At 35.7% G+C, this 16,864-nt stretch carries 8 protein-coding genes and 1 pseudogene; 7 read left to right on the forward strand and 2 right to left on the reverse strand.

Annotated elements, in window-relative coordinates; genetic code table 11:
• Nucleotide 1: 1 nt before the first annotated feature.
• The 4 genes from ACFOWA_RS08740 to ACFOWA_RS08755 all read left to right on the forward strand — a co-directional run bounded on the left by ACFOWA_RS08740 (nucleotide 2) and on the right by ACFOWA_RS08755 (nucleotide 5,083).
• A complete protein-coding gene (locus ACFOWA_RS08740; protein WP_378984088.1) occupies nucleotides 2-2,128 on the forward strand; it encodes a xanthine dehydrogenase family protein molybdopterin-binding subunit in 2,127 nt (708 codons plus the stop codon).
• 36 nt (nucleotides 2,129-2,164) lie between these two features.
• Nucleotides 2,165-2,992 (forward strand): MOSC domain-containing protein, encoded by an 828-nt coding sequence (locus tag ACFOWA_RS08745; protein ID WP_378984091.1) that lies wholly within the window; start codon nucleotides 2,165-2,167, stop codon nucleotides 2,990-2,992.
• A gap of 150 nt (nucleotides 2,993-3,142) precedes the next feature.
• The gene (locus ACFOWA_RS08750) at nucleotides 3,143-3,418 is read left to right on the forward strand and encodes a hypothetical protein (RefSeq protein WP_378984093.1); all 276 of its coding nucleotides are present in this window, start codon (nucleotides 3,143-3,145) and stop codon (nucleotides 3,416-3,418) included.
• Nucleotides 3,419-3,454: 36 nt separating this feature from the next.
• Entirely contained in the window at nucleotides 3,455-5,083 is a 1,629-nt protein-coding gene (locus tag ACFOWA_RS08755; protein ID WP_378984096.1) for an ArnT family glycosyltransferase, read from the forward strand.
• Nucleotides 5,084-5,159: 76 nt separating this feature from the next.
• Here ACFOWA_RS08755 and ACFOWA_RS08760 read toward each other — a convergent pair whose 3' ends face one another.
• The gene (locus ACFOWA_RS08760) at nucleotides 5,160-5,504 is read right to left on the reverse strand and encodes a hypothetical protein (RefSeq protein ID WP_378984097.1); all 345 of its coding nucleotides are present in this window, start codon (nucleotides 5,502-5,504) and stop codon (nucleotides 5,160-5,162) included.
• Between the two features lie 154 nt (nucleotides 5,505-5,658).
• Between ACFOWA_RS08760 and treZ the strand changes: the two genes are divergently transcribed.
• Entirely contained in the window at nucleotides 5,659-7,527 is a 1,869-nt protein-coding gene (gene treZ, locus ACFOWA_RS08765) for a malto-oligosyltrehalose trehalohydrolase (protein ID WP_378984099.1), read from the forward strand.
• Complete coding sequence (gene treY, locus ACFOWA_RS08770) at nucleotides 7,520-11,578, forward strand: malto-oligosyltrehalose synthase (RefSeq protein ID WP_378984101.1); 4,059 nt, start codon at nucleotides 7,520-7,522, stop codon at nucleotides 11,576-11,578. The genes treZ and treY overlap by 8 nt, the downstream gene beginning before the upstream one ends.
• Nucleotides 11,579-11,671: 93 nt before the next feature.
• Here treY and ACFOWA_RS08775 read toward each other — a convergent pair whose 3' ends face one another.
• On the reverse strand, nucleotides 11,672-12,115 hold the full coding sequence (locus ACFOWA_RS08775; protein ID WP_378984103.1) for an Hsp20/alpha crystallin family protein: 444 nt from the start codon (nucleotides 12,113-12,115) through the stop codon (nucleotides 11,672-11,674).
• Nucleotides 12,116-12,762: 647 nt separating this feature from the next.
• Here ACFOWA_RS08775 and ACFOWA_RS08780 point away from each other — a divergent pair.
• Nucleotides 12,763-16,864 (forward strand): annotated as a pseudogene (locus tag ACFOWA_RS08780) (hypothetical protein); the annotation flags it as partial.

Below are 16,864 nucleotides of genomic sequence, written 5' to 3' on the forward strand. Positions count from 1 at the left end.
CATGGAAGAAAAAAATAAATCGATTGGTAAAGCCGTTAACAGGATTGATGGAATTTTAAAAATAACAGGCAAGGCAACTTACGCTACCGATTACCCGGCTAAAAATATGGCCTTTGCGGTAATTTTTAAAAGTACGATAGCAGCTGGAACCATTACGAACATCGATACAACATTAGCCGAGAAAGCTAAAGGTGTATTAACCGTTATCACACATAAAAATGCTCCAAAACTTAACGAGAAAGGCGGAATACGTGGCGGAGCCTTGTTGCAAAGTCCGGAAATTCTTTTCTACGGCCAAAATATAGGTGTGGTAGTTGCCGAAACTTTTGAACAGGCAACGCATGCAGCTCATTTAATTAAGGTTGATTACCAAAAGAAAGAGGGTAAAACTGATTTTGAAAAATTAGCGCCATCTGCAACAACACCGAAAGGAAAAGAACTTGCAGATTTAGTTCGTGGCGATGCTAAAGGAATGTTAAATACTGCTGCAGTTAAGGTTGAAGAAGTTTATGAAACACCAATAGAACACCATCACCCGATGGAGCCACACTCAACCATTGCGGTTTGGGAAGGTGACAAAGTTATATTATACAATGGCTCTCAAATCATCAATGGTGCACAAACTGCTGCAGCCGAAACACTAAATTTAAAAGCCGAACAAGTTAGAATTGTATCTCCATTTATTGGTGGAGGTTTCGGTTCAAAAGGTGGGCAGTGGGCAAACCTAATACTTACTGCGGTTGCGGCCAAGGCAGTAAACCGCCCTGTAAAACTGGCTTTAACACGCCAACAGATGTTTAATTCGGTTGGTTTAAGGCAACAAAATATTCAAAAAATTAGTTTAGGCGCTACAAAAGATGGTAAATTCATTAGTCTTGCACACGAAACCACAACACAAACAGCAATAGATAATGAATTTTTAGAGCCTTGTGGAGATTGCTCTAAAGTTATGTATGAGGTACCAAATTCTTTGATTTCTTACAAGGTGGCACCTATGAATATTATTCTGCCAACTTACACCCGTGGACCAGGAAAATCGACAGGAAGTTTTGCTTTAGAATCTGCTATGGATGAATTGGCTTATAAATTAAAAATGGATCCAATCGAATTGAGGTTAAAAAACGAACCTCAAAAAGATCCATCAAATGGCAAACCATGGTCATCAAGGAAAACAGTTGAATGTTTAAAAGAAGGCGCAAAAGCTTTTGGATGGGAAAAAAGAAAACCTACACCCGGAACCAATAAAATTGGCGATGATTTAATTGGCTATGGTGTTGCTTGCGGCACTTATCCGGCTAGACAAAGAGATAGTTCTGCAATAATCAAGTTAACAAAATCGGGAAATAATGTTTTGGCAACAGTAGAAATTGCAGCATCAGATTTAGGAACAGGAACCAATACAATTTTAGCACAAACTGCAGCCGATGGATTAGGAATTTCTTTAGAATACATTACAGTAAAGCTGGGCGACTCTAACCTACCTCCTGCTGCAGGTTCTGTCGGCTCTGTAGGAGCGGCAAGTTTCGCAAATGCCGTAAACGATGCCTGTACTAAAATAACCGATGAACTTTTGGTTAAATCGGGCAAACAGTTTTTTGTTCGTCCGACAGCCTACCAATTAATGGTTTCAGAAAACTTGAGCGAGTTTCAAACCCGGGTTGATGCAAAACCTCCTAAAGAAGCAGATCAATATTCTGCACATAGTTTCAATGCAAACTTTGCCGAAGTAAGGGTAAATGCATTAACCGGCATGGTAAAAGTTACCAGATTTTTAGCAGTTACAGGTGCTGGTAAAATACTTAACCCAAAAACTGCCCGTTCTCAAATTATTGGTGGAAATATTTGGGGGATTGGTATGGCTCTAAGTGAAGAATCTGTTATCGATCCAAGATGGGGTAACTTCGCGACACGTTCTTTTGGAGATTATCACGTGCCTTCAAATTTAGATGTTGGAAAACTTGATGCAATGTTTATTAACGAAGATGATAAAATCCCTAATAAAATGGGTGTAAAAGGTATAGGTGAGGTTGGCATTGTTGGTGTTGCAGCTGCCATTGCAAATGCAATATTTAATGCTACAGGAAAACGCATCCGTAAATTGCCAATTACACCTGATAAGTTAATATAAGCACTTTTTCCATGAACACTTTGCTATCTTTAATGCATGGATAAGTTATACCTTTCGGCCATTTACATTTACCCAATAAAATCATTAGGTGGGATAAAATTAGAAGAATCTATTATCGAAGATAGAGGGCTTAAATATGACAGAAGATGGGTTTTAATTGATAGCGAAGGAGTGTTCATTTCTCAGAGAAAATATCCACAGCTATCATTATTACAAGTAAATATTATTGATGATACTGTCGTAGTAACTCATAAAGAAAATTCACAGCATCAAATTTCATTTTTAATTGAACAACAAATTGGCGATAGTATTTCAGTTACCATTTGGGATGACTTAACCAATGGCATTGAAGTAGCTGAGCATGTAAGTACTTGGTTCTCCAACTATCTAAACATGGCTGTAAAATTGGTAAAAATGCCGGAGCTAGCGCATCGAACTGTTGATAAAAAATATGCTACAAATAACGAAATTGTAAGTTTTGCTGATGGTTATCCATGTTTAATCATTGGTCAATCAGCGCTTGATAACTTAAATTCCAAACTTAAGGATCCAATAAAAATGGATAGGTTTCGACCAAATTTTGTAATTACAGGCGGTGAGCCACATATAGAAGACAGCTTTAAGGATTTTACTATTGGAGAAGTTTCATTTTCTGCCGTGAAACCTTGCGCTAGATGCGTTCTGATTACCGTTGACCAGCAAACCGCTATTAAAAGTGCAGAACCTTTAAAAACGCTTTCCAGTTACCGGACTTGGAATCATAAAATCATGTTTGGCCAAAATCTATTGCATCAAGGTTCAGACATTATTCGCGTTGGCATGGAATTAAAAATTAATACGTTTAAAGAAAAAATTTGTGTTTAGATAGTCGTTTTGAAATTGTTTCATTCTACAAAATGTTATGAAAAGCATTCTCCTTAGTGAGTTGCAAATCAATCTCTTAATGCTGAATTAATAATTATAGCTTTTAATATATTTTTAAATCTATTTCCAATCTGGTATGTTTCATTTAATATGCATACCAAAGAAATCCAGTTTATAGCAAAACCAGTACTTGTAGAACAAGTTATTTTAGTTGTTGAAAAACTGATATGCAATTTTAAAAACGAGCAGGTTTCAATTGGTTTTCAAATTCCAAATACCATCTCACTGCATTTTAAAGAAGATTCACCAATTTTAATTATGGATAGAATTGTAAAGAACTTACGTGATTCAGATATAGATTTACCCTTAAATGTACACTTCAATATCTATCATGAAAATTGCCTTTCGCAACAGTTTTGTGTGTAAAGAAATAGTAGAATGCATATACTATATTTGTAAAATATGACTTATGCCAAAATGAATGAAAAGTTTGAGCGCTTTCCAAAACTTGATTTACTCATTTTTGCTTTTGGCTTTCTTAAACTTTTAATTCATCTAATTGCCCTTAATGCCTACGGTTTACATGCCGATGAACTTTATTACATAGAACTAAGTAAAGATTTTGCCTGGGGATTTTTAGATATATCACCATTTGTTACGTGGATTGGTAAACTTTCATCTATTTTATTCGGCTCATCTGTTATAAGTTGGAGAATTTTTCCATGCTTATTTTCTGCATTTACGGTTATACTAACCGGTTATATTGCAAAAAACCTTGGTGGTGGCAAGCTTGCTGTAGTTATTGCCTGCTCTGCAATAATTTGCTCGCCTTCTTTTTTAGCAACTTCATATTTATTACAACCCGTAGTATTCGACGAGTTTTTTTGGACTTTGTTAGCCTTTGCCATAATTGCCTTTCAAAAAACTAAGAAAGAATCATTCCTTTATCTTGCATCTGCCGCTCTTGCATTTGGAATGCTTAATAAATACACCATTTTAATTTATGCAGTTTCTTTAGGTTGTGCTGCCCTCCTATTAAATCCATCATCTTTTCAGGCAGCATTTAAAAGGTTTTTAAAGCCGGCTTTACTGTTTTTGTTAATTTTAGCGCCCAACATCATCTGGCAATGGCTGCACAGCTTTCCTATTTTTCATTATTCTACTATTGTTGGAAAAGGTTCGTTTTCATTTGAGCCTGGCGATTATTTATTTCAGTTGTTTTTTTTCCACGGTGCAAGTGTTGCTGTTTGGTCGGCTGGTTTTGTATTCCTTTTGTTTTATCAAAAGAAAAGAGATCCTTTATTAATATGGCCAATTTCATTTCTTTTCGTCATTTTAATTCTTGCAGTGTTAAAAGGAAAACTTTACTATGGACTTGGTATTTTCCCACTATTTTTCGCCGCAGGCGGGTATTGTTGGGCAATTTTGATAGATAAGCTTAAATTAACAAGGCAAATAGCTTTTGTTGCAACGCTTTACGTTTTTGCAATAATTAGTTTACCTGTTGTAATCCCGGTTTTATCAATTTCAAAATGTAAAAAATATCTTTCTGATGTGGTTTCAATAACTGGATTTTCGCGACCACTAATCTGGGAAGACGGAACCCAAGGCACCATTCCACAATTTTTTGCCGATATGTGTGGTTGGGAATTGCTAGCAAAAAAAGTAAATCTCGCTGCCGATCATGAACATAATTTAGGCAGTATCGTGTTAACAGATAATTATGCAATTGCAGGCGGATTAAAATATTATGGCGGTAAGGAAATGCCAAAAGTAATCTCCGTACATAATAGTTTTTTGCTTAACTCGCCTGAAGAACTAAAATCAGAAAGCATTATTTATTTATCTAAGGAACAGCCAAATAAAGTGCAGAATTTAGCTAAAAATGTAAAGCTTCTTGAAATATTAAAGATTGAAAACTCTCATTTAAACGGAATTCATATCTATAAATTCTCTGGTTTAACCCAAGAAATGAAGCAAAAATACATACAGGATAGATATAGTTTTTATCCTAATTTGGAAAAAGAAAATAAAAAAAGGGTTTACATAAAAGGTAATGGAAACTCTTTCTTATGGAAAATTTTTAATTGATTTGGTTGCAGTTTACGAAACAATAATACAAGTTTGGAAATGATAATTCCAATTCCAAACTTGTAATAAGGCTCTTTTAACCTTCGTTAATATGGCGATGCAAATATTCCTCAACATTTAACAAATCGTTATCAACTTGTTCTTTTGCTGTCATAGATTCATAATGTGTAGAATCTTCATCAAACTTACTAAATAAAGAAAGTTTAATTAATTCATCACCTGTTGTAGATTCTTCAGTATTTGCTTGTCCTACAACTGTAAATATTCCCGAAATACCATCATGTACAAAACTGTATTTCACTTGCAATTCGTTCACGTCATCGGTAGGAATTTCAGATATTTCTGTATATTCTCTATCCATAACAGTTTCTAATCCTTGTTTTATTAAAGCAATTGCTTTCTGTTTTTTCTCGTCGTTCATATTCTTTTTATATGGTATTTTATTCTCATGTGTAACAGAAAAAGATATGTGTATGTTTTAAATCGCGTACATAAATATTTAACAGCTTGTAATTCAAATTGCCGAAACTATAGTTGTTCAATTTTGTTATTTCCGAAAAACAGATTAGGAATTAATGCAACTAGACATATCTAAAAGAAAAATTGGTTTAAATTTCGATGAAGGTGGTTTTGCAGAAATTTGGTTGTGGGCGCCACTTATAACTGATGTTTCAGTAGTTATAAATGATTTGAATACCTCCATTAAACTGGAAAAAATAGATAATGGATATTGGTATTTAAAAACCGATAAAATCAAAACAGAGGCATCATATTGTTTTGAAATCATAACATTATCAACAGATGAAAATCAACAAAGCCAAAAAATAAAAACACTTCGGGCAGATCCGGCATCTCTGTATCAAAATAAAGAAAACTCAATTGCATTTAATGTAAACAGCTACCAATGGACCGACCAAAACTGGAAAGGATTTGAGTTACAGAAATACATTATCTACGAACTTCATACTGGTACATTTACGCCAGAAGGAACCTTCGAATCTATCATTTCGAAATTAAATTATTTAGTAGATTTAGGTATAACTGCGATAGAAGTTATGCCGGTAAGTCAATTTTCTGGAGGCAGAAATTGGGGTTACGATGGTGTATTTCCTTTTGCAGTACAAAATACTTATGGTGGTCCACAGCAATTGCAAAAACTGGTAAATGCTTGTCACGAAAAGGGTTTAGCCGTAATATTAGATGTAGTTTATAATCACCTTGGTCCGGAAGGAAATTACTTTAGCGAATTTGCCCCATACTTTACCGAAAAACACCACACGCCTTGGGGAAGTGCTATAAATTTTGATGATGAAGGTTGTGAAGGCGTAAGAAACTACTACATCGAAAATGCTTTAATGTGGTTCCGCGATTTTCATATAGATGCACTAAGGTTAGATGCCGTTCATGCGATTAAAGATTCGAGCGCAGAACATATTTTGGCCGAAATTAAACATTACACTAATGAATTATCTGAGCTAACAGCTCGCTCGTATTATTTAATTGCTGAATCTGATTTAAACGATAATCGATATATAAATCACCTTGAAGATGGTGGATATGGTATGGATGCCCAATGGATAGATGAATTTCATCATGCTTTGCGGGTAACTGCCGGTCAAGATAAAACGGGCTATTATGCAGATTTTGATGGCATAACCCAACTTGCCAAATCATTTAATGATGCTTATGTGTATGATGGTCAATTCTCTAAACACCGCAATAAAAATTTTGGTAAACCTGCAAATAATCCAGGTGAACAATTTGTGGTTTTTTCTCAAAATCACGACCAAATTGGTAATCGTATGTTGGGCGAAAGAAGCAGCACTTTGGTAAGCTTTGAAATGCTAAAGGTAATGGCTGCCGCGGTTTTTATTTCTCCGTTTTTGCCTTTAATTTTTATGGGCGAAGAATGGGCAGAAACCAATCCGTTTCAGTTTTTTATCAGCCATAACGAAAAAGAATTGGTTGATGCTGTGCGAAAAGGTAGAAAAGAAGAGTTTATTGCCTTCCATAATGAAGGTGAAATACCCGACCCACAATCAGAATTGGCTTTTACGGCTTCAAAGCTCGATTGGGAAAAGCCCGAAATCGGTAATCATAAATTAATGCTCAATTATTATAAAAAATTGATCGCATTAAGAAAAAACAACCCTGCATTAAATACATTAGATAGAAAAGGCACTAATGCGAAAGCTGATGAAGCCAATAATACAATCATTTTATCTCGCAAACATCCCAAACAAGAAATCCTCTGTCTGCTTAATTTTTCGAATGATATCCAAAATATAGCGGTAAAAAATTTATCAAATAAGTGGCAGCTTTTACTCGATTCATCGGATAAAAATTATGGCGGTTCACAATTAAACAACACAAATCTTGCTCACAACGGAACGGTAAACATTAATCCGGCATCCGTTTTAATTTTTTCACTTACAAATGAATAACCCTTCTTCTACATACCGAATTCAATTTCATAAGGATTTTAATTTTAATGACTTTGAGCGAATTATCCCCTACTTGATAGATTTAGGGATTGATACCGTTTACGCATCACCAATTTTTGAAGCTATTCCTGGAAGTACTCATGGCTACGATGTTGTAAATCCACATAAATTGAATGCAGAAATTGGCACAGAAAAACAGCTTTTGGCGATTTCTAAAAAATTAAAAAAAGCCGGCATTAAGTGGTTGCAAGATATTGTGCCAAACCACATGGCATTTCATCCTCAAAACAAAATGCTTATGGATGTTTTGGAAAAGGGAGATAAATCTAAATATGCGAAGTTTTTCGATATCGATTTTGAAAAAGGTGATGGCAGATTGATGGTTCCATTTTTGGGTGAGGATTTAAAGGATTCTATTGAAAATCAGAATATTATTCTTAAAAAAATTAAAAGTAAGTTTTTCTTAAGTGCAGGCGATTCAGATTGGCCAGTAAACCAAGAAACTGCAAAAATTCTGCAAAAAGAAAATATTAACAAGCGCAGTGCCCAGCCAGAATTTGTAAAAGAAATTGCTGATGCACAACATTACCGATTGTGCAATTGGCAAGAAACCAATAGCAACATAAATTACCGCCGGTTTTTCACAGTAAACGTACTAATATGTGTAAACATTCAGTACGAAGAGGTTTTTGATGACTACCACAAGTATATTTTCGAGCTTTTTAACAAAGGTGTATTTCAGGGTTTTAGAATTGACCATGTGGATGGACTTTACGACCCAAAATTATACATAGATATGCTCAGAACGAAAGTTGGTGAGGATACTTACTTAGTTGTAGAAAAAATTCTGGAGCATGGAGAGGAAATGCCAACAGATTGGAGAATGGAAGGAAATACAGGTTACGATTTCCTGGCCATTTCGAATAATGTGTTTACCAACGCCGAAGCCGAAAGTTCATTTAATAAGCTTTACCAGAATGTTATAGGCAAAAAGTTAAATCCGGAGGAGCTTATTTACCAAAAAAAGAGCAACATTTTGTGGAAACACATGGCCGGCGAATTGAATAATTTATTAGAATTGTTTAATTCTTTAAACCTTTCACCAGAAAATGAAATCAGTACTAAAGATTTAAAAAATGGAATTGGGGAATTTTTAATCCAAATGCCGGTTTACCGATATTATCAATACAATTTTCCTTTAACATCACCTCATATTGAAAAACTTCAAAACATCGTTCAAAAAATGATTGATAAAGAGGCTACAAAAGATGTTGGAAAATTATTCAATAAAATTTTTATTCAAGAGCCAGAAAGTAATGCTTCAGAAGCCAACCGAAAATTAAATCAATTTTACCAAAGGTGCATGCAATTTACTGGTCCGCTAATGGCCAAAGGTGTAGAGGATACGTTGATGTTTACCTACAATCGTTTTGTTGGGCATTCGGAAGTTGGCGATGCACCACACGCTTTCGGGCTTTCTATCGATCAGTTTCACGAAACTATGGTTTACAGGCAAAAAAATTGGCCTTTAAGTATGAATGGTAGTTCGACGCATGATACAAAAAAAGGAGAAGATTTTAGGGCAAGATTAAATGTACTAACCGATATTCCGCAGCGATGGAAAGAATTAATTTCGAAGCTTCAAGTTTCAGCAACCGAAATTCAAAGTCGGTATCCAAAATTAAAAAAGCTTCATAAAAACGACATTTACCTAATCTTACAAACCGTAATTGGAGCATTACCTTTTCCGGGTGAAGATAGTGATGACATTAATCTCCGCTTAGAACAATTCATAGAAAAAGCACTTCGTGAGGCCAAAAAACGTTCTAACTGGGAAAATCCTGATGAAAAGTATGAGCAAAATTTCAAAGAATTTACTCAGAAACTCTTAGATAAAAAACATACTGCATTACAATTGATAAATGATTTTATCAGTTCTATATCTGATTTTACAATCATCAACAGTCTAGCGCAAACAACCTTAAAGTTTATGAGTCCTGGCGTTCCTGATGTTTATCAAGGCACTGAGCTTTGGGATTTAAGTTTGGTTGACCCAGATAACAGGCGACCTGTTGATTATAATTTACGAAAGGAATTACTGAATAGCATCAATGAAAATGCTTCGGTAAAAAGTATTTGGGAAGAAAGATTATCAGGAAAGATAAAACTTTGGCTAACACAAATTTTAGCTAAGTGCAGGAAATCAGAAAAAGAAATATTTGATTCCGGCACATACATGCCAATATCGGTTACAGGTAAATATGCAGAACATATTTTAGCATTTGCACGTCAGCTAAATGAAAAATGGATAATTACGGTAATACCTGTAGGTTTAGCAAAAGTAGCCGAGGAGCAAAATTTACCAGTTAATAAGCTTAATTGGAATGATACGCAAATTATACTTCCACACGATGCACCGTTAGAGTGGTTAAATTTGTTGCACCAAAAAGAAGGACATAAAGATATTTTAAATAATAGCATATTAATTAACCAACTTTTTGTTGAGTTGCCAATTGCGATAATAAAATCAATCCCTAAAAAGAATAAACGTTCGGCTGGAATTTTAATGCATATTTCATCTCTCCCATCTAAATTCGGGATTGGCGACATGGGTTCAGGCGCTTATAATTTTGTTGATTTTTTACGTCAGTCGAGGCAAAAATATTGGCAAATATTACCGCTAAATCCAACGAAGGCAGAAAATGGTTATTCGCCGTATTCAAGTAATTCATCTACCGCTGGTAATATATTATTAATTAGTCCGGAAGAATTATTAAACGACGGCTTAATTACAGCAGAAGAATTGAGTGCCACCAAAATACCTGTATCAAATAAAATAGATTTTGAAAAGGTAGAAAAGTTGAAATTTAAATTGCTTAAAACAGCCTATTTAAACTACTGTGAAACCAGACCAAAAAACCTTCAAAAAGCTTTTACCACTTTCTGCAAAATAGAAGGCGATTGGCTGGATAGCTTCGCCGTTTACACTGCTATAAGAGCGCATTACCAAGATTTAGAATGGTACAATTGGCCTAAGCAATACAAATTTCGCGATGAAGAAAGCCTTTTAGATTTTGAAAAAACATATAAAAACGAGATAGAAGAAATAAAATGGCAACAGTTTATTTTCTTTCGTCAATGGCATAAGCTAAAAAATGCAGCCAACAAAAATGGTATTGAAATTATTGGAGATTTACCTTTTTATCTTGATTATGATTCTGTAGAGGTTTGGTCGACACCTGAAAATTTCATTTTAGATGAGCAGTTAAATAAGGTTTTGGTTGCTGGTGTACCACCAGATTATTTTAATGAATTGGGACAGCTTTGGGGCATGCCGATTTTTAATTGGCATTATATGAAAGCGAATAAATATGCATGGTGGCTAAATCGATTACAAAAAAACATGGAGCTATTCGATTTACTAAGATTAGACCATTTCAGAGCATTTGCTTCATATTGGCAAGTTCCGGCAGAAAATACAGATGCTATTCATGGCAGTTGGGAAGACGGACCTGGGGCTGATTTTTTTAACATCATGAAATCCAATATTGGCCAGTTACCTTTTATAGCAGAGGATTTGGGAGAAACATCAGAAGAAGCGGAAGCCATTATAAAAAAATTCAGTTTGCCGGGAATGAAAGTGCTTCAATTTGGTTTTGGTGAACATATTGGCGATTCGACACACGCCACTCATAATTTTGATACACCTGATTGTATTGTATATTCTGGCACACATGATAATAATACGATAAAGGGTTGGTTTAAAAATGAAACCGATTCTGCATTGCACAAACGCCTATCTGCTTATACAGGAATACAAGTAAATGAGAAAAACATAAATGAAATAATAATTCGATTATGCTATTCATCTATAGCGAAGCTGGCAATTTTACCCATTCAGGATGTTTTAGGACTAGATAGCGAGGCAAGAATAAATATGCCTGGAACCAATAATGATATAAATTGGCGATGGATTGTTTCTGCAGAGGCTTTAAATAAGAAAGTTGCAGATAAAATTAAGGTTATGGTAGAAATGTATGGAAGGGTTTAATGAGGATAAGTTCGTTTAAATTATGTGTTTGCCCTAAAGTAGAAAAGCAAAAGAGCCACCAAAAAGGTGGCTCTTTTGCTATCAACCAAAAAATTATTTTATTTCAATTTGACGAGAAACCAGTTTTGCTTCTTCACGCTTCGCGATGTTTATGTTTAATATTCCATCGTTGTATTTTGCTTCAATTTGTTCTGCATTTGCGGTTTCTGGCAGTGTAAATGCCCTTGTAAATGAAGTGTAGCTAAATTCACGCTTTGCGTAATTTCTATCCTGGTAATCATCCTGATAAGATTTATCAACCGAAATAGTTAATACATCTCCATCCAGTTTAAGCCTAAAATCGTCTTTTTGTAAACCGGGTGCAGCAAGTTCGATGTGATAATTATCGGTAGTTTCACTGATATTGGTAGCAGGTACGCGTGTTACCAATCTGTCTGCAAAAAATGTATCGTTAAAGATAGAATCAAAAACGTTACTCATTTCAGGTAAAGCACCATTTCTTTTGTTGTTTTGAGAATTAAATTTAACCAGTGTCATAGGTTTTTCCTCCTTAATTTGATTTAATGATTAAAACTATTAATTAATTAAACTTTATATTTTTCGTAAAGATAAAATCAACCAATATGCCAATTCATATTGTTTGAGTATTTACTGAAATTTTTTCAGAAAATCGGCAAAATTTTCAGTTCGAAATGTCAAAGTTTCAGAAAACTCAAACGTGCCTATTAGGCGCTTTTTAATTACATCTATCGCAATTATAAATCCCTCTTAAAGTAGTAAAACGGACACATTTTGAGGGTTTCATCACAAAAAAGCACTTTAAAAAGATTGTAGCGCAATTTTTTAATGTTTTGTAATTATTTTGATATAAATATCTGGTAATCAAATACTTAACTATAAGCATGCTATTCAAATTATTGCATAACCTGTATTATTAAAATTACATACATCAAACATTACTCAAATCGCAGTTTTACCGTATTTTGAGTTGGTGTAAAAATCAACTATCTTAATATTTCTACTCTTGTTTAGGGGTTACTTTTGATACAAATTATAATCTTAAACTACATTCCTAATGGTTTTAAGATGCGCTCTCATTAACCTAGTTTTTGAATTTTTTTTTCCGAATGTCCACTAGTGAATTATTAACGGACATGGGATTTATGTGCAAGTGATTAAGAAAAATGAATAAAAAAGCAGTATACATAATATTATGCTTATTATTTTTTAAAATACTTACCGTTGGAATTGCAAATGCATTTCCGAACCACACGCCTATTAAAAATAATTTATTAACTAATGATATAGGGAATTATAAAACATCTTTCACATTTAAATCATCTTTAAATGATTTATTTGCAGATTCTGATGCTCATAAATCCAATCTGTTTGTACCAACCTACTCTACCCATTATATTGCACCTGCACCCTGGCAATATTGGAATAAAGCAAATCAAATTGTAATTACGACGGAAAGTACATCAACAATATCAGGAACCATTTATAAAAGTGATGGAACCAAACTGCATGATTTTACAACTATTGCTAATACACCTTTTGTAAAAGTTGTAACTAATAATGCACCTGTAACTACACCCACCCATCAACTCAATAAAATTTTAGCTGGTGCAGGATTAATCGTAATTGCTAACGGAACAATTGCTGTAAACTTGCGAAACATCGCTTCTGATAATTTAGGGAATGATGGAAATGACGCTCAGATTAAAGGAAACGCATCTTTATTTAGTTTTGGTGATGCTGCAATTGGAACTGCTTTCAGGGTGGGTTATTACCGTGATGGCACACTAAGCGGTTCTGAACTACCGATTTATAGCATTATGGCTGTAGATAATAATACGGTAGTTAAAATTGCTGGTGTTACAACAGCAACTTTAAATAAAGGAGAAAGTTATCTATTTCAAAGCCCCATTGGAACCCTGGTCGAGTCATCCGGCCCGGCTGTTATGAATACCGGAGCCAGATTAGATGCACCAGAAGGATGCGGTGATGGTGCTTATAATCCTATCCCTCCAATCGTTTCATTAGGTTCTGAATATGTTATTGTTAAAGGTGAAGGGAATCTAACAGCTGAACAAACCACTGTAATCGCTTCGGAACCGAACACTAAATTTTATGTAGAATTTTATGATGAGAATGGGATTTTTAGACGTAGAGAAGATTTTACGATTTCTGCAGCTGGAGGTTTTCGAACCTTTAAACATGGTTACATTAATGGAACAAACTGGAGTACAACAAATAATGGTAAGTTTTCATCATCAAGAATTGTAGCTGATAAAGACGTTCTTGTATTTTCAGGAACTGGCGGTATTTCAGTTGGTGGTGGTTGTGAAGTAGATGTTGCAGCACTTGTGCCAATAGAAAAATGCGGTGGCTCTAAAAACGTAGAAACTTATAAGTTTACCTCCTATACCGAAAGTGCATTGAGTTATTTCGGATACATTTTAACCAACTCGTCAACCGACATTATTTATTTAAAAACAAATACGGGAAATAAAAATATCGAAAGCATTCCATCAGTAGGAAATAGAAAACCACTAGGAACTTCAGGTTTATACCTTATTAAATTTACGGATGCTGATATTGGCAAACCAAACGTGATTACCCTAAGCAGTAATACAAGGCTTACCGTTTCGATGGTGCAGCAAGGTGATGGTTTCTCGATGTCTAATTTTATCTCCCGATTTGCCGAAAAAGCCAAACAACCATCGGTAGATAAAACAGATTGTTCGGCAGCCATTTTGACTGCCGACCCATCGGATGCGAAAGGCTATCAATGGTATTTTAATGGTGTTTTAATTGAAGATGCCAAAGCCAATACTTATGTGGCTAGGGCCTCAGGAAATTATACCTTAACTGTAGAACTAGAATGCGGAATGAGTGCGCAATCTTTGCCGCTTATTATTACGCTTTGCGATATCGATCGCTCCATAAAAAAGACAGTAGATAAAGCATTACCAGATTTGGGCGAAGAAGTTTCATTCAAACTGGTAGCCGAAAACTTAGGTTCGGGCAATGCAATTGGGGTTTCGGTTTTAGATAAACTTCCTGCTGGATATACCTATGTTAAACACACTACTGTAACCGGTAGTTATGATAGTGCTACCGGTATTTGGTCGATAGGTGGAATGAATAGTGGAGCAAGTGTTGAGCTGATAATAAAAGCAAAGGTTGCGCAACAAGGTACTAACTTCAATGAGGCAACAATCACTGGCACGCAAACTGACATCAATCCTGATAACGATAAAAGTAAAATATCAACTCTTACAGAGTTGGGTACGGTTACATTAGTACCCCAAGGTTCTCCCGACCGAAGTGTTTGTTTAAATACTGCAATCGAAGAAATAGTTTACAAAATTGGTGGTGGAGCGTCATCAGCTGTTGTTACGAATCTGCCTGCCGGATTTAATTATACGCAAGAAGGTGATTTAATTAAGATTACTGGTTCATCTAATGTTCCTACACTACCAGAAGGAACTACTTATAACATTACCACAGTTGGCGGCATTCCTGCTTCAAAATCAGGTGTTATTGTAGTGAAACCAAATGTTAGCGCCCCTGTATTTATGTCTGAACTTGCTACAGAACGTTGTGCTGGAAGTGGTGAAATAACTTATTCGGCAACTGCTACAAATAGCGAATCAATTGTTTATCAACTTACTCCCACGAGTGCAGGTACGATTAATGCCGCTACAGGAGCGGTTAATTGGGCAGCAGAGTTTGTAGGAGAAGCAACTGTTCGAGCTACGGCAAAAGGTTGCGATGAAAAGTTTTCTGAATTTAAAATTAACGTATTGCCTCGGCCTATTGCCCTAACTGTACCACCAGTTTCTTATTGCCAAAACCAAACTGGAGTTCCTGAGCTTACTGCAGCTAAAGAAGATGGAGCAACTTTAGTTTGGTATGATTCAAACAAACAAGTTCTTCCTAAAGCACCAACACCTTCTACCGCTTCAGTTGGAACTCAAACATTTTATGTTTCACAGAAATTTGATACTGGTTGCGAAAGCGAAAAGGCTGCAATTTTAGTTACCATCAATCCGATTCCTTCAAAGCCAGAAGCACCAAGTCCTACTTATTGCCAAAATCAAACTGGAGTTCCTGAGCTTACTGCAAATCCAGACGCCAATGCAACTTTGGTTTGGTATAATGAAGCAGGACAAGTTTTGCCATCTGCTCCGACACCTTCGACTGCTACAATTGGAACTCAAAAATACTATGTTGCGCAGAAATTTGCTACAGGGTGTGAAGGTCCAAAAGCAGAGATAGTGGTAACTATTAATCCGCTTCCTGCTGCACCAACTGTTTCTGCTACTTTAGCTTATTGCCTAAACGAAACCGGAGTTCCTGCACTTACTGCAAATCCAGACGCCAATGCAACCTTAGTTTGGTACAATGGAACTGGACAAGTTTTGCAATCTGCACCTACACCCTCAACTGCTACCGTTGGTGTCCAGAAATATTATGTTACTCAGAAATTTGATACAGGATGTGAAGGTCCAAAAGCAGAGATAGTGGTAACTATTAATCCGCTTCCTGCTGCACCAACTGTTTCTGCTACTTTAGCTTATTGCCTAAACGAAACCGGAGTTCCTGCACTTACTGCAAATCCAGACGCCAATGCAACCTTAGTTTGGTATAACGAAGCTGGACAGGTTTTGCAGTCTGCACCAACACCTTCAAATGCTACAGTTGGAACATTGAAATATTATGTTGCGCAGAAATTTTCTACAGGTTGCGAAGGTCCAAAAGCAGAGGTAGTTGTAACCATTAATCCGCTACCTGCTGCTCCAACTGTTTCTGCTACTTTAGCTTATTGCCTAAACGAAACTGGAGTTCAACCGCTCACAGCAACTAAAGGAAATAATGCTACTTTAGTTTGGTATAATGCAAACGGACAAATTCTTCCTTCTGCACCAACACCTTCAACTGCTGTTGCTGGAACATTGAAATACTATGTAGCGCAGAAATTTGATACAGGTTGCGAAGGTCCAAAAGCTGAGGTAGTGGTAACCATTAATCCACTTCCTGCTGCTCCAACTGTTTCAAATGTAACTTACTGCCAAAATCATGCTGGAGTTCCAGCTCTAACTGCAATGGCTTCAAGTGGTGCGACTTTAGTTTGGTTTAATGAAGCTGGACAAGTTTTGCCATCTGCTCCAACACCTTCAACTGCTGTTGCTGGGACATTGAAATATTATGTTGAGCAGAAGTTTTCTACAGGATGCGAAGGTCCAAAAGCGGAAATAGTGGTAACCATTAATCCGC

The organism is Pedobacter lithocola (assembly GCF_042650845.1).
GTDB classification, from domain to species: Bacteria; Bacteroidota; Bacteroidia; order Sphingobacteriales; family Sphingobacteriaceae; genus Pedobacter; species Pedobacter lithocola.